The following is a 22,011-nucleotide window of genomic DNA, read 5'->3' on the forward strand; positions in this document are numbered from 1 at the left end:
GGTGACCAGCGGCGCCGTCAGCGCATGGACGGTGGCGCCCTCGGTCCGGCGGATCAGGTCGACGCCGCCGACGAGGTTGCCCCACTGGTCGGAGCCGCCGACCTGCAGCTTGCAGCCGTACTGCCGGTAGAGCTGCTGGTAGTCCTGCGACTGCAGGAGCAGGTAGCTGAACTCGGTGTAGGACATGCCGTCGCCTTCGAGGCGGCGCTTCACCGTCTCCCGGTTGAGCATGACGTTGATCGAGAAGTGCTTCCCGACGTCGCGCAGGAACTCCAGCGAGGTCTGCTGCCCGGTCCAGTTGAGGTTGTTCTCGACGATCGCGCCGGTCGGCGAGTCGTCGAAGTCGACGAACCGTTCGAGCTGGCCGCGGATGCGCCCGGCCCACTCCGCGACGACGTCGAGAGTGTTCAGCGTGCGCTCCCCGGTGTCGCGCGGGTCGCCGATCATCCCGGTCGCGCCGCCGGCCAGCACGATCGGCCGGTGCCCCGCGCGCTGGAAGCGCTTGAGCATGAGCAGCGGGACCAGGTTGCCGGCGTGCAGGCTGGGCGCGGTCGGGTCGAAGCCGCAATAGAGCGTCACGGGACCCTGGTCGAGCTCGCGCCGGAGGGCGTCGATGTCGGTGGACTGCGCGATCAGGCCGCGCCAGGACAGCTCGTCGAGGATGTGTTCGCTCACGCCTGTAGATCCTCCCGCACCAGGTCAACCGACTAACTGGCGGGTCGGACCCGGCGCTTCCCGCCGCGGCGGTAGGTGGACACCGCGGGCGAGCCGTCGATCCAGAACCGCCACGGCGTGTCCATCGCCATCGCGACGCCGACCCGCGGACCGGTGCGGATCCGCTCGGGGTCGACGCGTTCGCCCACGTGCAGCCGGACCGGGGACGCCGGGTCGGTCAGGTCGACGCCGTTCTGCTCCCGGTCGATGCGCAGCACGGACGTGAGGATGGCCGGGCCCTTCGCCAGCTCGCCGGTGCCCCGCGCGGCCGGGCGGCGCCTGCGGACGACATCGAGGCCGGAGACGACCTCGCCGGCCCGCAGCAGGACCGCCCCGGCCACGCCGTCGTGGGACCCGACGATGTTGGCGCAGAAGTGCATCCCGTAGACGAAGTACACGTACAGGTGACCCGCCGGCCCCCACATGACGGCGTTGCGCGGAGTACGGCCGCGATAGCAGTGCGACGCCGGATCGTCCTCGCCGCGGTAGGCCTCGACCTCGACCAGGCGGACGGCGACGGTGCCGTCGGGGCCGGTGGCCTCCAGGACCGAGCCGAGCAGCAGCTGGGCCAGGTCGACCGGGTCGAGCGCCAGTTCGGCGCGGGTGAACAACCGGCCTGCGTCGCCGCTCAAGCGGGCTCCTCCCTGAAGGCTGTGCTGCGGAGGCCAGCCTAACGACCGGCCTCCGCCGGGCTCAGTTCAGCCACTGGCGGGCCGCGGTGACCCGCTCTTCCAGCCTCGCCCGCTGCTCCGCCACGCGTTCCGGCGCCGTGCCGCCGCGGGCGTTGCGCGACTTCACCGAGCCTTCGACGGTGAGCACCGCACGCACCTCGGGAGTGAGCGCCGGGTTGATCTTCTCGAACTCCTCGTCGGTCAGTTCGTCCAGGCCGACGCCGCGCGCCTCGGCGACGCGGACGCTCTCCCCCGCCGCTTCGTGCGCGACCCGGAACGGCACGCCTTGGCGGACCAGCCACTCGGCGATGTCCGTGGCCAGCGTGAACCCGGCCGGAGCCAGCTCGGCGAGCCGGTCGGTGTGGAAGGTGAGGGTGGCGAGCATGCCGGCAATCGCCGGGAACAGGAGCTCGAGCTGCTCGACCGAGTCGAACACCGGCTCCTTGTCCTCCTGCAGGTCACGGTTGTAGGCCAGCGGCTGCGCCTTCAGCGTCGCCAGCAGCCCGGTGAGGTTGCCGATCAGCCGTCCCGCCTTGCCGCGGGTCAGCTCGGCGACGTCCGGGTTCTTCTTCTGCGGCATGATCGAGCTGCCGGTGGCCCACGCGTCGTCGAGGGTCACGTAGCCGAACTCAGCGGTGTTCCAGATGATCACCTCTTCGGCGATCCGGGACAGGTTCACCGCGAGCATCGCGACGGCGAAGGCGAACTCGGCGACGAAGTCACGCGAAGCGGTGCCGTCGATGGAGTTCTCGACGCTGGTCGCGAAGCCCAGCTCTTCGGCGACGGCTTCGGGGTCGAGCCCCAGCGACGAGCCGGCGAGCGCGCCGGAGCCGTACGGGGACTCGGCCGTGCGTGCGTCCCAGTCCTGCAGCCGCGAGACGTCACGCAGGAGCGCCTGGCCGTGGGCCATGAGGTGGTGCGCGAGGAGCACGGGCTGGGCGTGCTGCAGGTGCGTGCGCCCCGGCAGGATGGCGTCCGGGTGCCGCTTGGCCTGCGCCACCAGGGCGTCGACGACGTCGAGCGTGCCGGCGACGACCCGGCGGGCGGCGTCGCGCAGCCACATGCGGAACAGCGTCGCCACCTGGTCGTTGCGCGACCGGCCGGCCCGCAGCTTGCCGCCGAGCTCGGTGCCCGCCCGCTCGAGCAGGCCGCGTTCGAGGGCCGTGTGCACGTCCTCGTCGGCGATCGTCGGGGTGAACGCGCCCGACGCGACGTCCTGGGCCAGCGTGTCGAGCGCGGCCAGCATGCCGGTCAGCTCGTCGTCGGTGAGCAGGCCCGCCTTGTGCAGCACGCGGGCGTGCGCCCGGGAACCGGCGATGTCGTAGGGCGCCAGGCGCCAGTCGAAGTGCGTCGACGCGCTCAGCGCGGCCATGGCCTCCGCCGGACCGCTGGCGAACCGGCCGCCCCACAGCTGCACCGGCTGCTCGTTCCCGCTCACTGTTCTCGCTTCTCCTCGGTGTGTTCGTTGGTTGGCCGCAGCCCGGCGACCGTCACCCGGCCGTCGTACAGGACCAGGCGGACTTCGCCGGTCACAGCGCCGACCAGACTGGCGCATCCGCGGCCGGCCTGCCGCCCGGGGCGCTCGGGCGTGACCCGCTCGAGCGCACGGTAGGCCGTGACCAGCGCAAGCGCGCCCGGCGCCACGACCGGGTCATCCCGGCCGATGCCCTGTGCCTCGCCGCGGGCGCTCAGCATCCCGCGTGCTTCGGCGACCGAGACGGTTTCGCCGTCGATCGCCACCGGCACCCCGCGGTCGAAGGTGACGACGACCTCGTCCGGCGCGAGGAACTCGCCCTCGGCCGGGAAGAACCGGCGGTCGGCGGGCTCCGCGGCGGTCCCCCACAGGGTGGTTTCGACGCTGGTCGCGGTGCCGGGAACCGGGCCGCCGTCCACCGGAAGGTGGCCGAAGTCCTCGGCACCTTCCCTGGCGAACCCGGTCAGTGCGGTCATGGTGGTCCTTCGTCTCCTGGTTCGTTCGCCGATCGCTGCGCCAGCGCGGCGAAGCGCTCGGCCAGCTGCTTGCCGGTCAGCGGCTCGCGCGCGATCACCGCGACCGTGTCGTCCCCCGCGATCGAGCCGACGACCTCTTCCAGTGCCGCCCGGTCGATCGCGCTGGCCAGGAACTGCGCGGCACCGGGCGGCGTCCGCAGCACCATCAGGTTGCCGGACGAATCGGCCGAGACCATCAGCTCCGCCAGCAGCCGCGAGAGCCGGGACGTGCCGCCCTGCACGCCGCGGACCGGGCTGCCGTCCTCGGGGATGACGTAGACCGGCGCGCCCGAGTCCGGACCGCGCAGCTTGACCGCGCCCAGCTCGTCGAGGTCGCGCGACAGCGTCGCCTGGGTGACCTCGATGCCCTCGGCGGCCAGCAGCTTGGCCAGCTCGGTCTGGCTGCGGATGGTCATGGTGGACACCAGTTCGGTGATCCGGGCCTGCCTGCCCACCCTGCTGCCGGTCATCGTCGGCTCTCCTCGAACAGCCAGACCAGCAGGGCTTTCTGGGCGTGCAGGCGGTTCTCCGCTTCGTCCCAGACCGCGCTGGCCGGGCCGTCGAGCACCTCGTCGGTGATCTCCCAGCCGCGGTGGGCGGGCAGGCAGTGCAGCACGATCGCGTCGTCGGCCGCCTTCTTCAGCAGCTCGGTGTTGATTTGCAGGGGGCGGAACGGGCCGACCCGGTCGAGACCGTCGTTCTCCTGCCCCATCGAGGTCCACGTGTCGGTGACGAGCACGTCCGCGCCATCGACGGCCGCATACGGGTCGGTGTGGACGGCGACGCTGCCGCCGGTCTCGCTCGCGCGCTTCTTCGCGTCCAGCATGACGCCCTGGTCCGGCTGGAAGCCGACCGGCGAGACGACCCGGACGTGCATCCCGGCGGTGACACCGCCGAGCAGCAGCGAGTGCGCCATGTTGTTGGCGCCGTCGCCGAGGTAGACCAGCGTCAGCCCGGCGAGCTTGCCCTTGCGCTCGCGGATCGTCATCAGGTCGGTGAGCACCTGGCACGGGTGGAACTCGTCGGTGAGGGCGTTGACCACCGGGATCGACGCGGCCGAGGCCATCGCCTCGATGCGCTTCTGCGCGAAGGTGCGCCACACGATCCCGTCGACGTACCGCGACAGCACGCGCGAAGTGTCCTCGATGGTCTCCTCACGGCCGAGCTGCATCGACCGGCCGTCGACGATCACCGGGTGCCCGCCGAGCTGGCTGATGCCGACCTCGAACGAGAAGCGGGTGCGGGTCGAGTTCTTCTCGAAGATCGCCGTGATGGACTTGCCCGCGAGGATCTTGTTGCCCAGCGGGTCGGCCTTCAGCCGGTCGGCGATGTCGAGGATCGCCGCCTGCTCGGCGGGGCTGACGTCGTCGTCGCGGAGGAAGTGGCGCAGCATCAGTCGGAGTCCTTCGTGGTGGAGTCGAGCGCGTCCGGGAGGGCGGCGAGGAAGCCCTCGGCCTGGTCGCCGTCGAGCACGAGCGGGGGCGCGAGCCGGACGGCGTCCGGCGCGACGGGGTTGACGAGGTAGCCGGCGTCCTGGGCGGCCTTGGCGACCGCCGCCGAAACCGGCTGCCTGAGGGCGATGCCGAGCAGCAGCCCGCTGCCGCGCACGCCGGCGACGAGCGGGTGGCCCAGCGCCTCGATCCCGGCCGCGATGTCCTTGCCCAGCGCGGAAACGTGGTCGAGGAGACCGTCCGCGGCGATGGTCTTCAGCACGGCAAGGCCGGCCGCGCAGCACACCGGGTTGCCGCCGAAGGTGGTGCCGTGCTGGCCCGGCTTGAGCAGCTCGCCCGCCGCGCCGACGCCGATCACCGCGCCCAGCGGCAGCCCGCCGCCGAGGCCCTTGGCCAGGGTGATCACGTCCGGGACGATGCCGGTCTGCTGGTAGCCGAACCAGGTGCCGAGCCTGCCGAGACCGGTCTGCACCTCGTCGAGCACCAGCAGCGTGCCGGTGGCCTTGGTGATCTCGCGGGCGGCCTGCAGGTAGCCGTCCGGCGCCGGGATCACGCCCGCCTCGCCGAGCACCGGCTCCAGGAAGACGGCCGCGGTGTCGGTGTCGACGGCCGCCCTGAGCGCCGCGACGTCCCCGAACGGGACGTGTTCGACCCCGGGTACCAGCGGCTTGAAGGCGTCGCGCTTGGCGGGCTGGCCGGTGAGCGTCAGCGCGCCCATCGTCCGGCCGTGGAACGCGCCTTCGGCCGCGACGACCTTGGTGCGCCCGGTCAGCCTGCTGATCTTCAGCGCGGCTTCGTTGGCCTCGGCGCCGGAGTTGACGAACAGCACCTTGCCGTGGCCGGTGAGGCCCGCGACGTCGAGCAGGGCCTCGGCCAGCTCGACGGCGACCGGGTTGACGTACAGGTTCGAGGTGTGGCCGAGCTGCCTGATCTGCGTGGTGACGGCTTCGACGACCGCCGGGTGGGCGTGGCCGAGCGCGTTGACGGCGATGCCGCCGACCAGGTCGACGTACTCCTGGCCGTCGGCGTCCCACACCTTCGCGCCTTCGCCACGCACGAGCGTCAGCTTCGGCGTGCCGTAGTTGTCCATCAGGGCGGACTGCCAGTGCTGCTGGCCGTCCACATTGGACTTGAGGTCGGTCACGGGAGCTCCGTTTCGGGGAAGACCATGGTGCCGATGCCCCGCGAGGTGAAGACCTCGAGCAGCACCGAGTGGGCGAGGCGGCCGTCGATCACGTGCGCCCGGCGCACGCCGCCGCGGATGGCGCGCACGCACGCCTCCATCTTCGGGATCATGCCGCTGGCCAGGTCCGGCAGCATGGTCTCGAGCCGGTCGACGCGGATGCGGTCGATCAGCGACGACCGGTCGGGCCAGTTCGCGTACAGGCCTTCGACGTCGGTGAGCACGACGAGCTTCTCCGCGCCCAGCGCGGCCGCGAGCGCGCCCGCGGCGGTGTCGGCGTTGACGTTGTGCACCACGCCGTCGATGTCCGGGGCGACCGTGGACACCACCGGGATGCGCCCGGCGTTGACGATGTCGAGCACCGCGTCCGGGTTGACCTCGGCGACCTCGCCGACGAGCCCGATGTCGACCTGCTCACCGTCCACAGTGGCCTGTTTGCGCTCGGCGGTGAACAGCCGGGCGTCCTCGCCGGAGATGCCGACCGCGTACGGCCCGTGTGCGTTGATCAGCCCGACGAGCTCGCGGCTGACCTGGCCGGTGAGCACCATCCGGACGATGTCCATCGTTTCCGGCGTGGTGACCCGCAGGCCGCCCTTGAACTCGCCTTCGACGCCGAGGCGGTTGAGCATCGCGGTGATCTGCGGGCCGCCGCCGTGCACGACGACCGGGCGCAGGCCTGCCAGCCGCAGGAACACCATGTCCTCGGCGAAGGCCGCCTTCAGCTCGTCGTCGATCATGGCGTTGCCGCCGTACTTCACCACCACGGTGGCGCCGTGGAAGCGCTGCAGCCAGGGCAGCGCCTCGATGAGCACACCGGCCTTCTCGGCCGCCGTCGCCAGCCTCTCGTCCGCGGAAATCAGAGCCTCCTGGTTCATGAGGAGTACGCGCTGTTCTCTTCGACGTAACCGTGCGAAAGATCCGTGGTGTAGATGGTCGCCGTGCTGGTGCCGACGCCGAGGTCGACGACGATTTCGATGGCCCGCCCGGTGAGGTCGGCCTCGGACCGGTCGGCGGCGGGCACGCCCTGCGCGAACAGGGTGACGCCGTTGATCGCGATCGACACCGTCTCCGGGTCGATGCGGGCCGGGACCCGGCCCAGCGCCATGGCGATCCGGCCCCAGTTCGGGTCGGAGCCGAACAGCGCCGTCTTGACCAGGTTGTCCTCGGCGATCGTGCGGGCGACCGCGATCGCGTCGGCTTCGGACTCCGCGCCCCGCACCGTGACGTCGACGTCCTTGGTGGCGCCCTCGGAGTCCGCGCGCAGCTGGAGCACCAGGTCGTGGCTCACCGCGGTGAGCAGCTCGGTCAGCTCGGCCTCGGTCGGCTCGACGCCGCTCGCGCCGGAGGCCAGGACCAGGACGGTGTCGTTGGTGGACGTGCCGCCGTCGACGTCGAGCCGGTCGAAGGTCACGTGCGTGGCCGCGCGCAGGGCGCGGTCGAGGGTTTCCTTGTCCACGACCGCGTCGGTGGTCAGCACCGAGAGCATGGTGGCGAGGTTGGGCGCCAGCATGCCGGCGCCCTTGGCGAAGCCGCCGACGCTCCAGCCGTTGTCGTGCTCGGCGAAGGCCTGCTTCGGCTTGGTGTCGGTGGTCATCACGCCCTTGGCGGCGTTCAGGCTCGCCTCGGGACTGGCTTCCAGCGCCTTGAAGGCGGCGTCCACTCCGGACAGGACCGCGGGCATCGGCAGCCGCTCGCCGATCAGGCCGGTGGAGCAGACGGCGACCTCGATCGCGCCCACCTGCAGTACCTCGGCGACCTTTTCGGCGGTGGCGTGGGTGTCCTGGAAGCCGCCGGGTCCGGTCGCCGCGTTGGCGCCGCCCGAGTTGAGGACCACCGCCTTCAGCCGCTGCTGCTTGAGCACCTCCTGCGACCACAGCACCGGCGCGGCCTTGATGACGTTGCGGGTGAACACGCCCGCCGCGACGTCGAGCGGGCCGTCGTTGACGACGAGCGTCAGGTCGAGCGCGCCGGACGCCTTGATGCCGGCGGCGACGCCGGCGGCGCGGAAGCCCTGGGGGCCGGTGACGGTCACGGTGCCACTCCTACGGTGGGAAGCCCGGTGGTTTCCGGGAGGCCGAGTGCCAGGTTCATCGACTGGACGGCACCACCCGCGGTGCCCTTGGTCAGGTTGTCGATCGCGGCGACGACGACCAGGCGCCGCGCGCCGGTGTCCACCGCGACCTGCAGCTGGGTGTTGTTGGAGCCGAGGGTGGACGCGGTCGCCGGCCAGGCACCCGCGGGCAGCAGCTGGACGAACGGCTCCGCGTCGTAGGTCTTCTCGTAGGCGGCGCGGACGGCGGCCTCGTCGACGTCACCCTTCAGCGGGGCACTCGCCGTGGTCAGGATGCCGCGGGGCATCGGCGCGAGCACCGGGGTGAAGGACACCGTGACCTTCTCCCCCGCGACGGCCGAGAGGTTCTGCACGAACTCGGGGGTGTGGCGGTGTGCGCCGCCGACGCCGTACGCGCTCGCCGAGCCCATGACCTCGGAGCCGAGCAGGTTCGGCTTGAGGCTCTTGCCTGCGCCGGAGGTGCCGGTGACCGCGACGATGGTGACGTCGGGCTCGATCAGCCCGGCGGCGAACGCGGGCGCCAGCGCCAGCGATCCGCCGGTCGGGAAGCAGCCGGGCACGGCGATGCGCTTGGTGCCGGCGAGCTTCTCGCGCGCTCCGGGCAGCTCGGGCAGGCCGTACGGCCACTGGCCGGCGTGGTCGCCGCCGTACCAGCGCTGCCAGTCGGCCGCGTCGGCCAGCCGGTGGTCGGCGCCGAGGTCGACGACCAGGACGTCCGGGCCGAGCTGCGCCGCGATCTCCGCCGAGTGCCCGTGGGGCAGCGCGAGGAACACGACGTCGTGGCCGGCGAGGGTCTCCGGCGTCGTCTCGGCGAGGACCCGGTCGGCGAGCGGGACGAGGTGGGGCTGGTGGACGCCGAGCTTCGTGCCCGCGCTGCTGGCGGCCGTGAGCGCGCCGATCTCGACCTCGGGATGGGTCAGGAGCAGGCGCAGCAGCTCACCACCCGCGTACCCGCTGGCTCCGGCCACCGCGATGTTCACCGTCATACGCATGATTATGCACGCCCTTGCAAGTCTAAACAAACGAGATGACCGGGAAGTGGTCGCCGCCACCTCGTGCCCTCCGAGTACGCAGCCGGGGCCGGGTCGCCCGGTGAGCGCGCCCGCCGGCTCGGAACGCCCGGCCGCGCGAAGGGCTGCCACAGGCCAGGGCCACGCGACCCGGCAGCCGGGCACGGCCTGGGATGCTGGGCGGATGACGGACACCCCGGCCCGGCTGCTCGGCCTGCTCTCGCTGCTCCAGACACCGCGGGAGTGGCCGGGCAGCGAACTGGCCGACCGGCTCGGCGTCAGCCCGCGCACCATCCGGCGTGACATCGACCGGCTGCGCGAGCTCGGCTATCCGGTCGAGGCCAGCCGCGGTTCCGCGGGCGGATACCGGCTGGTTGCCGGCACCGCGATGCCGCCGCTCGTGCTCGACGACGAAGAAGCCGTCGCGATCGCCGTGGGGCTGCGGACGGCCACGGGGCAGTCGATCTCCGGGATCGAGGAAGCGTCGGTACGTGCGCTGGCCAAGCTGGAGCAGGTGCTGCCCGCGCGGCTGCGCCGCCGGGTGGGCACCATCGGCACGGCGACCGTCGCCGTGCCCGCGACCGGCCCCGTCGTCGACCCCGCCCAGCTGACGGTGTTCGCCGGCGCGATCGCCAACCGCGAGACAGTCCGCTTCCGCTACCGCGCGAACGACGGGGCCGAGACCCGGCGCCGGGCCGAGCCGCTCCGGCTGGTCGCCGCGGGCCGCCGCTGGTACCTCGTCGCCTACGACCTCGATCGTGCGGACTGGCGGATCTTCCGCGCCGACCGCGTGCACGACGCCCAGGCGACCGGCGGCCGGGTGGTTCCCCGCCGGCCGCCGGCCGAGGACCTGGCCGCTTACGTGCTCGACCGCCTCTACGACCTCGCGCCGACCTACCGGGCCGTCGCCGTCCTGGCCGAACCGGCGGCGCAGATCGCGGCCCGGCTCGGCGCGGTGGCCGGCGAGCTGACCGACCTCGGCGACGGCCGGTGCCGGTGGCGCAGTCACGCGGACACCCTGGACTGGCTCGCGTTCCGGCTGCTCGGCATGGGATGCGCGTTCACCGTCGAGGAGCCGCCGGAACTGGTGGCGCACCTGAAGACGCTCGCCGACCGAGCGGCCGCGGCGGCCCGGGGTTGAACCGGAACGCAGCACTTCCTTCTCCTTCCTGAACGTGCTCGGTGGTCAGAACTTCATCCGGTGCCAGTCGAACCCCTGCTGCCAGGTGCCGTCGCCCGCGGCGAAGCCGTTGAACGCGCGGACGACCCGCGCCCGGTCGGGGATCTCGACGCGGAAATGCCGGTCGGGCAGTCCTTCGCGGTGTTCCAGCGCGAACCAGCCGGACCGGGTCGCCGCGCGCTCGCCGAAGCCGACCTGGACGTAGTGGTCGTCCCGGTCGAGGATGGCGAACCAGTTCTTCGGCGACAGCCGCTCCAGCACCGCCTCGATCTGCGCCGCGTCGGGATTCTCGACGCGCGATCCCTCGGCGGACGACAGCACCACCATCGAGTCGCCACGCAGGCTCGGCGGGGAGTACACCGCGCCGGACTGCGGGTCGTAGCAGACCAGTTCATGGCGCTCGGCCAGTTCCCGGATGTACGGCAGGGCCGCCTCGGCCATGGACCAGCTCATCGTCATGATGACCGCGTCGACGGCGACGGACGGGTCCATGGCCCACGGACTGTCTTCGATCTCGTCCACGGTCAGGTCGGACAGGTTGGGATATCGCGCGATCAGTTCGCGGTGGAACCCGGCCGCCCTCGGGTCCGCCACCACCGTCCCCGGTTCGCGCTCCAGGATTCTCTCGTACTTGCGAGCCGCTTCCTCCGCGGTCACGATCGCGGGTTCGTACCACACGGCAAGGTCGAAACTCATCGGCACAACTTTCGTTCGGTGCGGGATGGGACGGCGTGGTGGGCCGGTCCACTGTGGACCGGCCCACCGCACCGGTCAGCTCGGCTCGGCTCCGTCCAGGTCCGTGCGCCTGCTGGGCGGCACGGGGAGGTAGCAACCCGGGTTCTCCGGGTCGCAGCCCACGCGGGGCAGCCGGGCGCGGATACCGCCGGGAGTGCGCTCGAAGTACTCCGCGATCTGCGCGACGCTCTCTCCCGCGATCCAGCGGTGCTCCAGCTCCGCGTCCATCTCCTCACTCCACGGGCGGCCCTGCTGGGCAGGACGGCCCGCGGATCTTCGCCGCGGCGCCCGGCCGGCGCCTGTCGCCGACAGCAGCCCGTCCGCCACGAGGTCGGCCACCGTGGCCGCCACGGCGACGTCCAGGTCGAGACTGCCCTCGGCGACCGGTTCGCCGCCGGGGCCGCCGGCTTCCAGGGTGATCATCACCCGGGGGGTGGGTTCGGCGCGGTCGACGTCCGTCCTGGTCGCGACCACGATCTGGTAGGTGTTCTCCTGTGCCCGGATCTCGGTCCGGCGCTCTTCGATGATCGACATGCCAGGAAGCTAGCGCGCACCCCCGACAATTTTCGGCCACGCGCTGCTCACGGTCCGCTTCGCTCCGAAATTGTCGGACCCCTCCTCTAACGTTCTTCCCGACCACACCGGGTCACGAGGAGGCGACGATGAGACACCTGCGGACAAGACGGTGCCCCGGTCCGGGCGAGCCGGACCGGGGCACCGGGTGGAACTTCCGCTCAGAAGTGCAGCAGCTGGGCCAGCGTGCTCTGCTTCTCCTGGGCCACCTTCGCGGAGGCGTCCGACTTCTGCGCGGCGGCACCGTCAGGCACCGGCGGCGGCACCGGGCTGCACTGGACGTCGGAGTGGTTGCCGGGCTGACGCTTCGGCAGCGCGCCGGTGGCCAGGTAGTCGGCGACCTTGTCGTCCACACAGGACACCCCGGACAGCGAACCGGCGTGCGTGGTGCCGCCCGGCGCGCTGATCAGGCTCGAGTTCGGGAACCGCTTCCGCACCTCGAGGCTGCCGGCGTACGGCGTGGCGGCGTCGAGCTCCTCGCTGATGAGCAGCGCACCGGCGACCTTGCTGCCGTCGATGTTCACCGGCTTGCCCGCCTTTGCCGGCCAGTACACGCACGGCGCGTTGAACCAGGCGTTGCCCCAGGTCTCGAACGGGGCCCGGAAGTAGGTCAGCCAGTTGTCGACGCGCCACTTGTTCCAGTTGGTCGGCCACTGCACGTCGGTGCACTGCACGCCGAGGTAGACGGCGAACCCGTTGTCGTTGCCGGGCGGGTTGGAGTCGTCGTAGAGCTTCTTCAGCGTCTGCCAGTCACCCTTGTGCACGTAGCCGTCGAAGGCCTCGGCCATGTCGACCCAGCCGAAGACGTAGTAGCCGGCCTGCAGGAAGATGTCGGTCCACTCGTCGCCGCCGATGATCCCGCCCGCGGGGTTCCTGGTCAGCTTGCGCTGCGTGTCGTACCACAGCCTCTCGACGGCGTCCCCGGTCTTGCCCAGGTGGTAGACGTCGTCGTACTTGGCCAGCCAGTCGAAGTAGATCTTGATGTTCTTGTCGAACGCGACGTCCTGGTCGAGGTTGGCCTGGTACCAGACCTTCCGCGGGTCGACGTTGCCGTCCAGCACCATCCGGCGGACGTTCTTCGGGTACAGCGTGCTGTACACCTGGCCGAGGTAGGTGCCGTAGGAGAAGCCGTAGTAGTTGATCTGCTTCTCGCCCAGCGCCTTGCGCAGGCTGTCCATGTCCTGCGCGACGTCGGTCGTCTTCAGGTGGTCGAGGATCGCGCCGTTCTTGCGGCACGCCTCGGCGTAGGCCTTCGTGCGGTCGAGCCAGGTCTTCTCCAGCTGCGGCGTGGACGGCACGTACGCCGGCCGGTTGTAGCTGAAGTAGTTGCCGTCGCAGCTGATGGCGGGCTTGCTGGAGCCGACGCCCCGCGGGTCGAAGCCGATCCAGTCGTAGTTGTCACCCGCGTGGTTGGGCACGTACTTGCCGAGCACCGAGAGGCCGAGGCCGGAGCCACCGGGGCCACCGGGGTTGACCAGCATGATGCCCTGGGACTTCGCGGTCTTGTGCTTGATCCGCGACACCGCGACGGAGACCTTCGCCCCGCCCGGGGCGGAGTAGTCCATCGGCACTTCGAGGAAACCGCACTCGGCACCGGCGGCCTTCAGGCTGTTGGAAGCGCACGGCCCCCAGGCGATCGGCGCGGGATCGAACCGGACCCCGGAATCCGCCGAGGCAGCGGGCGCGGCGGCCATCAGCCCGGCCGCGAGCCCCGCGGCGGCGACGGCGGCAACGATTCGTTTCACGTTCGTCCTTTTCGTCTACGTTCGACAGAGTTTCGCCGGATTCCAGCGAAACTACCGGCAACCCTGCACAATCTCGCTCACCGACGCGGCTTCCGCCATCCGCCTTTCGTTGGGTCCTGGACCGCCGGAGTGCACGGATGAGCGTGGACGAGTCACTGGTCGAGGCGATCCGGGCCGGGCTGGCCGAGCTGGCCGATCCGGCGAAAGCACCCGCGATGCAGGCGTACATGAAGTCGGCCATGCCCTTCCGCGGCGTGCCGAAACCCCGGCGGAGCGCGCTGCTCAAGCGGGTACTGGCCGACCACATACTGCCCGATCGGGTGACATATGTGGCGACCGTCCGGCACTTGTGGCGGACGGCGGAATTCCGCGAAGAGCGCTATGCGGCGATCGATCTTTCCGGATATCGGGCATATCGGCCGTGGCAGGATCCGGAGCTGGTTCCGGTGTACGAGGAAATGATCGTCACCGGGGCGTGGTGGGACCACGTGGACGAGCTGGCGATCCGCCGGATCGGGCCGATCCTGCGAGCCCACCGCGCCCGGATGACGCCGACGATGCTGAAGTGGGCATCGGACACCGACCTCTGGCGACGCCGGACGGCGATCATCTGCCAGGTCGGCGCCGGGGCGGACACGGACCCGGACCTGCTCACCCGGGCGATCGAGCCGGCGATCGCCGAGCCGGAGTTCTTCCTGCGCAAGGGAATCGGCTGGGCGTTGCGGGACTACGCGAAGACGGCGCCGGACTGGGTGCGGTCCTTTGTGGACGAGCACCCCGGGTTGTCCGGGTTGTCCCGGAGGGAGGCGCTCAAGCACATCGGCTGAGAGATGGGTGCGGACGGACGTGGCCGGAGGAATGGCTTGCGAGCTGGGCGGCCGGGCCGCGTGACTGGAGGGTCGACACGCGTGATTGGAGAGACGACACACCCGCCGGGACGGTCGGGTCACGTGACTGGAGGGACGACACGTGTGGCTGGAGGGTCGACACGCGTGATTGGAGAGACGACACCTGCACCTGGACGGACGGCACGCGTGGCTGGAGGGCTGGGGCGCTTCGGCGGAGAGGCGGGGCGCGTCGGTGGAGAGGTGGGGCGCGTCGGTGGAGGGATGGATGGGGTGTTGAGGAGGGTCGACACGCGTGATTGGAGGGACGACACGCGTGGGTAGAGGGCGGGCGCGTGGGGGTGGTGTGGAGGGGCCGGTGGCCCGGCCCCTCCTCACTCCGCCTTGTGCGTCAGGCGCGCAGGGTTGCGTTGAAACGCTCGCCTGCTGCCGCCACTGCTGCGTCGCGGGCCTTTGTCGCCTCGTCGACCGTCAGGGTGCGGTCCGGGGCGCGGAACCTCAGCTTGTATGCCAGCGATCGCTTGCCCTCGCCCACCTGCTCGCCCGCGTACACGTCGAACAGCGTGATGTCCTCGAGCAGCTCGCCCGCGCCCTCGCGCAGTACCGCGGCCAGGTCTGCCGACGGTACTTCCGCCGCCGCCACCAGGGCCACGTCGAGCAGTACCGGGGGGTAGCCCGACACGCTCGGGGCCGGGCGGGAATCCGGCAGCGGGATCGCGTCCAGGTCCAGCTCCATCGCCACCGTGCGCGGGGGCAGGCCGAGGTCCTCGACCACCTTGGGGTGCAGCTCGCCCGCGTGCCCGACCGGCCAGTCGCCGACCCGGAGCTGGGCGCAGCGGCCCGGGTGCCAGGGCGGCAGGTCCGCCGCCTGGACCGTCAGCTCGACGCCCGCGGCCTCGGCGACCGTGCGGGCGGCCTGGACCGCGTCCGCCCAGTTCGCCTGCTCGCCCTCGCCCCACCAGCCGGGGCGGCGGCGATGGCCCGCCAGCACCACGGCCACGTGCAGCGGCTGCTGCGGCACCGCCGCCTCCAGCAGGGCCAGCTCCTCGTCCGTCGGGCGGCGGTCGACGCCCAGGTCCGGGACCTTCAGCGGGTTCGGGGCCGGGAGCACCACCTGGCCGATGTGGTACAGCGACAGATCCTTCATGCCGCGGGACACGTTGCGCTGCAGCGTGTCCAGCAGGCCCGGCAACAGCGTCGTCGCCATGCGGTTGCGGTCGGCCTCCAGCGGGTTGCGGACCACGACCGCGTTGCGGCGGACGTCGTCCTCCGGCAGGCCGAAAGCGTCCCAGACCGCGTCGCCGACGAACGGGAACGGCCGCACCTCGACGTAGCCCGCCTCGGCCAGGGCCCTCGCCACGTTGCGGCTGCGGCGCTGCTTGTCCGTCAGGCCACGGCCCGCCGGGGCCGCAGGCAGCGTCGACGGGATGCTGTCGTAGCCCTCCAGCCGCAGCACCTCTTCGACGAGGTCGGCAGGCTGGCGGAGGTCGCCGCGCCAGCTCGGCGGGATCGCCGTCACCAGGCCCGTTCCGTCGTCGCCCGTGCCGACCGACACCTTGCAGCCGATCTGGGTGAGCCGGCGGACCGTCACGCCGCGCTGGTAGTTCACGCCCGCCACGCGGTCCGGCAGGTTGATCGGCATCACGACCGCCGGGTTCGGCTCGACCGTGCCCTCGTCCGTGCGGCCCGGCTGGATCGCCGCGTCGCCGTACTGGCGCAGCAGCCGGGCGGCCAGCTCGACCGCGGCCGCGCACAGCTGCGGGTCGGTGAACCGCTCGAACCGCTTGGCGGCCTCGGAGAACAGCTTGTGGCGCCGCGCCGTGCGGCTGATCGCCGCCGGGTTCCAGTGCGCCGCCTCCAGCAGGACGTCGGTGCTCTCCGGCGTGATCTCCGTGCTGGCGCCACCCATCGTGCCTGCCAGCGAGATGACGCCGCTGTCGTCGGCGATGACGATGTCGTCCGGGTCGAGCGTGCGCTCGACATCGTCCAAAGTGGTCAGCTTCTCGCCCGGCTTCGCCCGGCGCACCACCAGATCGCCCTGGATGGCCTTGGTGGCGAACGCGTGCAGCGGGTGCCCGAGCTCGAGCATCACGTAGTTGGTGACGTCGACGGCCAGCGAGATCGACCGGATTCCGGCCAGCATCAGCCGCCGCCGCATCCACCACGGGGTCGGCGCGGTCGCGTCCAGGCCGGTGACCCGGCGCAGCACGAACCGCGGGCAGCCCTCCGGGTCCTCGACGTGGACCGGCCAGGCGTCGCCCTCGGCTTCCGGGACCTCCAGCAGCGCCGGGTCGCCGAACGGGACGTCCAGCGCGTTCGACAGCTCGCGCGCGAGACCGCGGATGGACAGCGCGTAGCCGCGGTCCGGGGTCGGGGCCAGCTCGATCACCGTGTCGTCGAGGCCGAGCAGCTCCCGCGCGTCGTCGCCAGGGCTCGCGGTGCCCGGCGGCAGCACGAGGATGCCCGTGTGGTCGTCGCCGAGGCCCAGCTCGCGCGCCGAGCAGATCATGCCGTCGCTGACGCGGCCGTAGGTCTTGCGGGACGCGATCGTGAAGCCGCCGGGCAGGACCGCGCCGGGCAGCGCGACCACGACGAGGTCGCCCTCGGCGAAGTTGCGCGCGCCGCAGACGATGCCGCGGGTGCGGATGCCGTGCGGGCCCTCGTCCTCGAGGGCGCCCGCCTCGTCGTCGTCTTCCTCTTCGTCGTCCTCGACGACAGGCTCTTCCTCGGCCTCTTCACCGACGTCGACGCGGCAGAACCGGATCGGCTTCTTGAACTCGGTGAGCTCCTCGATCTCGGCCACCCGGCCGACGACCAGCGGGCCGGTCACCGGGCCGAGCGCGCTGAGGTCGTCGACCTCGATCCCGATCCGCACGAAGGCGTCGGCCAGGTCCTGCGGGGTGACCTCCTCGCCGATTTCGAGGTGTTCGGTCAGCCAGCTGACGGGGACTCGCACTACGCCTCCGTTCCGAAGGGAAGGGTGAAGCGGACGTCGCCTTCCACCATGTCGCGCATGTCCGGGATCCCGTTGCGGAACTGCAGGGTGCGCTCGATGCCCATGCCGAAGGCGAAGCCCGAGTACACGTCGGGGTCGACGCCGCAGGCGCGCAGCACGTTCGGGTTGACCATGCCGCAGCCACCCCACTCGACCCAGCCGGGGCCGCCCTTCTTCTCCTCGAACCAGACGTCCACCTCGGCGGACGGCTCGGTGAAGGGGAAGAAGTGCGGGCGCAGCCGCGTCTTGGAGCGCTCGCCGAACATCGCGCGGGCGAAGGCGTCCAGCGTGCCCTTCAGGTGCGCCATGGTGATGCCCTTGTCCACCGCGAGGCCCTCGACCTGGGTGAACACCGGCGTGTGGGTCGAGTCGAGCTCGTCGGTGCGGTACGTCCGGCCCGGGCAGACGACGTACACCGGCAGGTCGCGGTGCAGCAGCGTGCGGGCCTGCACCGGCGAGGTGTGCGTGCGCAGCACCAGGCCGGAGTCCTCTTCGCCGACGTAGAACGTGTCCTGCAGCTGGCGCGCCGGGTGGTCCTTGCCGAAGTTCAGCGCGTCGAAGTTGAACCACTCCGCTTCCAGCTCCGGGCCCTCGGCGATCTCGTAGCCCATCGCGACGAAGGCGTCCGCGACGCGTTCGGAGATGGTGCTGATCGGGTGCCGGGCACCGCGCGGGACGCGGTCCCACGGGAGGGTGACGTCGACGGCCTCTTCGCGCAGCACCCGCTCGTCGCGCTCCACCTGGAGCTGGGCGCGGCGGGCGTCGAAGGCCGACTGGATGGCCTGGCGGGCCTCGTTGACGCGCTTGCCCGCCTCGGCCTTCTCCTGCTTGGGCAGTGCGCCGATCTCGCGGCGGGCCAGCAGCAGCGGCGAGTGGTCGCCGAGGTGTGCGGGCTTGACCTCGGCCAGCGCTTCGAGCCCGGTCGCGGCGGCAAACGCCGCTTCGGCAGCCTTGACGGCCTCCTGCAGCGTCTCGGGGGCGAGTACCGCGCCCTGGGCTTCCTTCTCCGTGGCTCCGGACATAACTCCTCGGTGTCCGCTGGGACTGGTCGTTCGCGCTCCGCCGGACACGCGGCGCGCGAGAGGTCAAAGGCGGGAAAAGTCTATGGGATCGGGTCCGCGCGCCCCCGCTCGCCCTCGGGGCCGCGCGGACGCCCGGTCAGCGCGCGCGGAACGCGCCGGAGAAGTCGACCGACGCGAACTCGCCGGGCACCACGCCGTCGGCGGCGTAGCGGTACAGCGCCGTCTGGTAGATGCCCGTCAGCGTCGTGGTGAAGACCGCGATCAGCAGCGTCCAGACGATCGCCAGCCCGACGCAGACGAACACGGTGGCCGTGCCGCCGAGCAGGAAGCCGGCGCCGAGGAGCACGAGGTAACCCGCGAAGGTCAGCAGGAAGCCGACCAGGCCGATGCCCGCGGTGCCGGTGACGTTCTCGCCCCAGGTGCGGCGGAACAGCTCGACCGACCGCTTGACGCCGCCCTTCACCCCGGCGCCTTCGAGCATGACGACCGGCAGCACGAGGAACGTCGTGAGCCGCCAGGCCAGGCCGACCAGGCTGCTGACGATGCTGCCGAGGAAGCCGAGCCGCTCTTCGATCGTGCGCAGCACCACGCTGACCGTCGCGGTCACGCCTGCCCAGCCGAGCAGGGCGGGCCAGCGGCGGCCGGCCGCGGTGATGCCTGCCCCGACGCCCGGCAGGCCGCCGTCGCCGCGCAGCGCGACATCCGCCTGGGAGATCAGGGCGGCGTTGAAGAAGATGGTGACGAACGCCGAGACGAGGTAGAACGCCGCGAGCAGCACGTACGTGCCCGCGGTGGGCCGGAAGGCGTCGGCATCGAGGTGGACGGTGAAGAACGCGGGGGTCAGGAAGACCGCGGCGACCAGCAGTCCGGCGACCCCGGCGAGCACCGGGAACCACGCCAGGCCCTTGTGGGCGCGCAGCACCTTGAACGAAGCGGAGAACAGCGCGAACGAACGAGCCAGCCTGCCCATGGAACTCCCCCAAATATCGGCCACAGTGGATACCGGGGGCAGCCTACTCGCAGGTCAGCGGTGTGCCGCCAGCGCGCTCGTGTAGACGCAGACGGCCGCGGCGGTGGCGAGGTTCAGGCTCTCGGCCTTGCCGTACAAGGGGATCCGGACGGCGAGGTCGGTCCGGTCGAGAACCTCGGCCGGCAGGCCGTGGGCCTCGTTGCCGAAGACCCAGGCGGTCGGCGCGGCGAGATCCACCCGATCGAGTTCGGCGTCGGCGTAGCCGTGGGCGGCGAACGTGCGCAGGCCCGCGGCCGAACACGCGGCCAGCGCGGCCGGGACGTCCCGCACCCGCGCGATCGGCAGGTGGAACAGGCTGCCGGCGGCGGCGCGGACGCACTTGCCGTTGTGCGGGTCGACGGTGTCGCCCGCCAGGACCACCGCGTCGGCGCCCGCGGCGTCGGCGACGCGGATCACGGTGCCCGCGTTGCCGGGGTCGGCGACGTCCACCAGCACCACGACGAGCCGGGCGCGGGGCGTGACGGCCTCGTCGAGCGGACGGTCCAGCAGCGCGCAGACGGCCACGATGCCCTGGGGCGTCACGGTCTCGGACAGCCCGGCGGCGGCGCGGTCGGTGATCGGCGAGACCGTGACGCCGGCCGCGCGGGCCGCGTCCACCAGGTCCGCGTGCTGTGCCGCCGCGCGTTCGGTGACGAACAGCTCGTGCACCGTGCCGCCGGCCAGCGCGGCCTCGACGGCGTTGGCGCCTTCGGCCAGGAAGCGGCCGGTCTTGTCCCGTTCCGCGCGCCGCGTCAGCTTGCGCGCAGCAACGACCCGGGGGGTCCGCTCGGTGAACGGATCCGCCCCGGGTCGCGGGAAGCTGCCGGTCAGGCCGACTTCTTTTCGGTGTTCACGTTGGCCTTGGCGAGCTCGGCCAGCGCGGTGAAGGCGGCGGCGTCGTTGACGGCCAGGTCCGCGAGGATCTTGCGGTCGACCTCGACACCCGCGGCCTTGATGCCCTGGATGAACCGGTTGTAGGTCACCCCGTTGGCACGGGCGGCCGCGTTGATGCGGGTGATCCACAGCTGGCGGAAGTCACCCTTGCGGGCGCGGCGGTCCCGGTAGGCGTAGTTCAGCGAGTGAAGCGTCTGCTCCTTGGCCTTGCGGTACAGCCGCGAACGCTGGCCGCGGTAGCCGCTGGCCAGTTCGAGAGTTGCGCGACGCTTCTTCTGGGCGTTGACCGCCCGCTTGACGCGTGCCACGGGTCCATCCTGTCGATTTCGGGGGGCGAGGGGGAACGCCCCGGGTGATTACAGCAAGTTCTGCGGGATCAGCGGGCGAGCAGGCGCTTGACGCGGCCGACCTCGGCCTTCGACACCTCGGCGGTGCCCTCGAGGCGACGGGCCACGCGGTTGGACTTGCTCTCCATGCGGTGGCGCCGTTTGGTCATCTGGCGGCGCAGCTTGCCCGAGCCCGTGACCCGGATCCGCTTGGACGTCCCGGTGTGGGTCTTCATCTTCGGCATTTCGTCCTCTTTCGTGCGGCGGGGCGCCCCCGCGGCGCGGGGGCGCGGGCGGGGGGGGGGGGGGGCGTGAGGCCGGCGGGGTGGGGGTCTAAATCTTCGGATTTTCGTCCTCTTTCGTGGGGCGGCACACCGGAGTGCGGGTGCGCCGCTGACTCGTGCTGGTCGGCGCTTACGCCTCGGGGGCCGGCTCGGCCTTGGCCTTCGGCTTCACGTTCTTGTGCGGGGCCAGCACCATGATCATGTTGCGACCGTCCTGCTTGGGCGACGACTCCACGAAGCCCAGCTCGGTCACGTCGTCGGCGAGCTTCTGCAGCAGCCGGAAGCCGAGCTCCGGCCGGGACTGCTCGCGACCACGGAACATGATCGTGACCTTGACCTTGTTGCCCGCCGCCAGGAACCGCGACACGTGACCCTTCTTGGTCTCGTAGTCGTGCTGGTCGATCTTCGGGCGCAGCTTCTGTTCCTTGATGACGGTCAGCTGCTGGTTGCGCCGCGACTCGCGGGCCTTCTGCGCGCTCTCGTACTTGTACTTGCCGAAGTCCATGAGCTTGCAGACCGGCGGGCGGGCCTGCGGCGCGACCTCGACGAGGTCGAGGTCGTTCTCCTGCGCCAGGCGCAGCGCATCCTCGATCCGGACGATGCCGACCTGCTCGCCGGCGGGCCCGACGAGGCGGACCTCCGGCACCCGGATTCGGTCGTTGATGCGTGTCTCGGAGCTGATGGGGCCTCCTTGGTCCGAGGAATGTTTCCTGTTCTCGTTTCGACCTGGTGCCCACATAGCGAAGGCCCCGGTCACCTGTCGGTGCGGGGCCCACTCTGTTTCCGATCGTGTCCCGGAGGACACTTCTTCACCCTGGGCTGCACGCCCGGGCGAGACCGGACCCGGCCACCTGTACGGTGACGCGGGTGGGAGCGGGGCTCCACTTGCCGCCCCCGATCGCTCGGGGGCTGGTCGCTCGTGGAAGGGTACCAGACGTGTCAGAACAACCCTCCGAACAGCCCCCGTATTCCTCCCGGCAGCTCGAGGACATCCCGAGCGTGGAGGTGATCAGCCGCGCGGCCGTGATGCTGCTGTCGGCAGGCGCCGAACGGCTCGGCCTCGCCGACGCCGACCCGGCCACCTCCCCGCACCGCGACCTCGACGAGGCCCGCCGGCTGATCACCGCACTGGCCGGGCTCGTGACGGCTTCGGCCGAGTACCTCGGCCTGCACGCCGGGCCGTTGCGGGACGGCCTGCAGTCGCTGCAGAAGGCGTTCCGTGAGGCTTCCGTCGTGCCCGATCCGCCTGGTCAGGGACCTGGGGAGAAGTACACCGGGCCGGTTTACTGACTTTCAGAACCTCGGGCCGCGGGC

General features: G+C 71.5%; 23 protein-coding genes (1 of these 23 running past the window's edge). 3 read left to right on the forward strand and 20 right to left on the reverse strand.

The window, feature by feature from the left end; translation table 11 throughout:
* The 10 genes from tyrS to argC all read right to left on the reverse strand — a co-directional run.
* Window positions 1-675, reverse strand: the 5' portion of a protein-coding gene (tyrS, locus tag ABJI51_RS38770) for a tyrosine--tRNA ligase (protein ID WP_348956142.1). Its footprint begins 600 nt before the window's first position; 675 of the gene's 1,275 nt are visible here — the first part of the coding sequence; it begins with the start codon at window positions 673-675; its stop codon lies off the left edge, out of view.
* 32 nt (window positions 676-707) lie between these two features.
* Window positions 708-1,346 (reverse strand): DNA-3-methyladenine glycosylase, encoded by a 639-nt coding sequence (locus tag ABJI51_RS38775; protein ID WP_348956143.1) that lies wholly within the window; start codon window positions 1,344-1,346, stop codon window positions 708-710.
* A 61-nt stretch (window positions 1,347-1,407) separates the two neighbouring features.
* On the reverse strand, window positions 1,408-2,823 hold the full coding sequence (gene argH / locus ABJI51_RS38780; protein ID WP_348956144.1) for an argininosuccinate lyase: 1,416 nt from the start codon (window positions 2,821-2,823) through the stop codon (window positions 1,408-1,410).
* Window positions 2,820-3,335 carry an adenine nucleotide alpha hydrolase family protein gene (locus ABJI51_RS38785; RefSeq protein WP_348956145.1) on the reverse strand — a complete coding sequence of 172 codons (516 nt, stop codon included), beginning with the start codon at window positions 3,333-3,335 and terminating at the stop codon, window positions 2,820-2,822. The genes argH and ABJI51_RS38785 overlap by 4 nt, the downstream gene beginning before the upstream one ends.
* A complete protein-coding gene (locus tag ABJI51_RS38790; RefSeq protein ID WP_348956146.1) occupies window positions 3,332-3,844 on the reverse strand; it encodes an arginine repressor in 513 nt (170 codons plus the stop codon). Before ABJI51_RS38790 ends, ABJI51_RS38785 begins: the two co-directional genes overlap by 4 nt.
* The gene (argF, locus tag ABJI51_RS38795; protein ID WP_348956147.1) at window positions 3,841-4,767 is read right to left on the reverse strand and encodes an ornithine carbamoyltransferase; all 927 of its coding nucleotides are present in this window, start codon (window positions 4,765-4,767) and stop codon (window positions 3,841-3,843) included. Before argF ends, ABJI51_RS38790 begins: the two co-directional genes overlap by 4 nt.
* Window positions 4,767-5,969 carry an acetylornithine transaminase gene (locus ABJI51_RS38800; RefSeq protein ID WP_348956148.1) on the reverse strand — a complete coding sequence of 401 codons (1,203 nt, stop codon included), beginning with the start codon at window positions 5,967-5,969 and terminating at the stop codon, window positions 4,767-4,769. Before ABJI51_RS38800 ends, argF begins: the two co-directional genes overlap by 1 nt.
* Window positions 5,966-6,883 carry an acetylglutamate kinase gene (argB, locus tag ABJI51_RS38805; protein WP_348956149.1) on the reverse strand — a complete coding sequence of 306 codons (918 nt, stop codon included), beginning with the start codon at window positions 6,881-6,883 and terminating at the stop codon, window positions 5,966-5,968. Before argB ends, ABJI51_RS38800 begins: the two co-directional genes overlap by 4 nt.
* A complete protein-coding gene (gene argJ / locus ABJI51_RS38810; RefSeq protein WP_348956150.1) occupies window positions 6,880-8,040 on the reverse strand; it encodes a bifunctional glutamate N-acetyltransferase/amino-acid acetyltransferase ArgJ in 1,161 nt (386 codons plus the stop codon). Before argJ ends, argB begins: the two co-directional genes overlap by 4 nt.
* On the reverse strand, window positions 8,037-9,065 hold the full coding sequence (gene argC, locus ABJI51_RS38815) for an N-acetyl-gamma-glutamyl-phosphate reductase (RefSeq protein WP_348956151.1): 1,029 nt from the start codon (window positions 9,063-9,065) through the stop codon (window positions 8,037-8,039). The genes argJ and argC overlap by 4 nt, the downstream gene beginning before the upstream one ends.
* 208 nt (window positions 9,066-9,273) lie before the next feature.
* Between argC and ABJI51_RS38820 the strand changes: the two genes are divergently transcribed.
* Window positions 9,274-10,230 carry a helix-turn-helix transcriptional regulator gene (locus ABJI51_RS38820; protein WP_348956152.1) on the forward strand — a complete coding sequence of 319 codons (957 nt, stop codon included), beginning with the start codon at window positions 9,274-9,276 and terminating at the stop codon, window positions 10,228-10,230.
* Between the two features lie 45 nt (window positions 10,231-10,275).
* Here ABJI51_RS38820 and ABJI51_RS38825 read toward each other — a convergent pair whose 3' ends face one another.
* The 3 genes from ABJI51_RS38825 to ABJI51_RS38835 all read right to left on the reverse strand — a co-directional run bounded on the left by ABJI51_RS38825 (window position 10,276) and on the right by ABJI51_RS38835 (window position 13,322).
* On the reverse strand, window positions 10,276-10,965 hold the full coding sequence (locus ABJI51_RS38825) for a hypothetical protein (RefSeq protein ID WP_348956153.1): 690 nt from the start codon (window positions 10,963-10,965) through the stop codon (window positions 10,276-10,278).
* Window positions 10,966-11,040: 75 nt separating this feature from the next.
* Window positions 11,041-11,538 carry a helix-turn-helix domain containing protein gene (locus ABJI51_RS38830; RefSeq protein WP_348956154.1) on the reverse strand — a complete coding sequence of 166 codons (498 nt, stop codon included), beginning with the start codon at window positions 11,536-11,538 and terminating at the stop codon, window positions 11,041-11,043.
* 200 nt (window positions 11,539-11,738) lie between these two features.
* Entirely contained in the window at window positions 11,739-13,322 is a 1,584-nt protein-coding gene (locus ABJI51_RS38835; RefSeq protein WP_348956155.1) for an alpha/beta hydrolase, read from the reverse strand.
* 137 nt (window positions 13,323-13,459) lie between these two features.
* Here ABJI51_RS38835 and ABJI51_RS38840 point away from each other — a divergent pair, with 137 nt between their 5' ends.
* Window positions 13,460-14,149, forward strand: coding sequence for a DNA alkylation repair protein (locus tag ABJI51_RS38840; RefSeq protein WP_348956156.1), 690 nt, complete (start codon window positions 13,460-13,462; stop codon window positions 14,147-14,149).
* A 409-nt stretch (window positions 14,150-14,558) separates the two neighbouring features.
* Here the strand turns inward: ABJI51_RS38840 and pheT are convergent, their stop codons facing one another.
* The 7 genes from pheT to infC form a co-directional block, all read right to left on the reverse strand.
* Complete coding sequence (gene pheT / locus ABJI51_RS38845) at window positions 14,559-17,123, reverse strand: phenylalanine--tRNA ligase subunit beta (protein ID WP_348956157.1); 2,565 nt, start codon at window positions 17,121-17,123, stop codon at window positions 14,559-14,561.
* A complete protein-coding gene (gene pheS / locus ABJI51_RS38850; RefSeq protein ID WP_348956158.1) occupies window positions 17,123-18,184 on the reverse strand; it encodes a phenylalanine--tRNA ligase subunit alpha in 1,062 nt (353 codons plus the stop codon). The genes pheT and pheS overlap by 1 nt, the downstream gene beginning before the upstream one ends.
* Window positions 18,185-18,320: 136 nt before the next feature.
* Window positions 18,321-19,154, reverse strand: coding sequence for a DUF6159 family protein (locus ABJI51_RS38855; protein ID WP_348956159.1), 834 nt, complete (start codon window positions 19,152-19,154; stop codon window positions 18,321-18,323).
* Between the two features lie 54 nt (window positions 19,155-19,208).
* Window positions 19,209-20,024: a TrmH family RNA methyltransferase gene (locus ABJI51_RS38860; protein WP_348956343.1), complete on the reverse strand. Its 816-nt coding sequence runs from the start codon at window positions 20,022-20,024 to the stop codon at window positions 19,209-19,211.
* A complete protein-coding gene (gene rplT, locus ABJI51_RS38865) occupies window positions 20,021-20,395 on the reverse strand; it encodes a 50S ribosomal protein L20 (protein ID WP_257926580.1) in 375 nt (124 codons plus the stop codon). The genes ABJI51_RS38860 and rplT overlap by 4 nt, the downstream gene beginning before the upstream one ends.
* 68 nt (window positions 20,396-20,463) lie before the next feature.
* On the reverse strand, window positions 20,464-20,658 hold the full coding sequence (gene rpmI / locus ABJI51_RS38870; RefSeq protein ID WP_348956160.1) for a 50S ribosomal protein L35: 195 nt from the start codon (window positions 20,656-20,658) through the stop codon (window positions 20,464-20,466).
* Window positions 20,659-20,827: 169 nt separating this feature from the next.
* Window positions 20,828-21,436, reverse strand: coding sequence for a translation initiation factor IF-3 (gene infC / locus ABJI51_RS38875; RefSeq protein ID WP_348956161.1), 609 nt, complete (start codon window positions 21,434-21,436; stop codon window positions 20,828-20,830).
* Between the two features lie 197 nt (window positions 21,437-21,633).
* Here infC and ABJI51_RS38880 point away from each other — a divergent pair, with 197 nt between their 5' ends.
* Complete coding sequence (locus tag ABJI51_RS38880; RefSeq protein ID WP_348956162.1) at window positions 21,634-21,987, forward strand: DUF1844 domain-containing protein; 354 nt, start codon at window positions 21,634-21,636, stop codon at window positions 21,985-21,987.
* Window positions 21,988-22,011: the final 24 nt, after the last annotated feature.

Source organism: Amycolatopsis melonis, from assembly GCF_040064235.1.
Lineage (GTDB): Bacteria > Actinomycetota > Actinomycetes > Mycobacteriales > Pseudonocardiaceae > Amycolatopsis > Amycolatopsis melonis.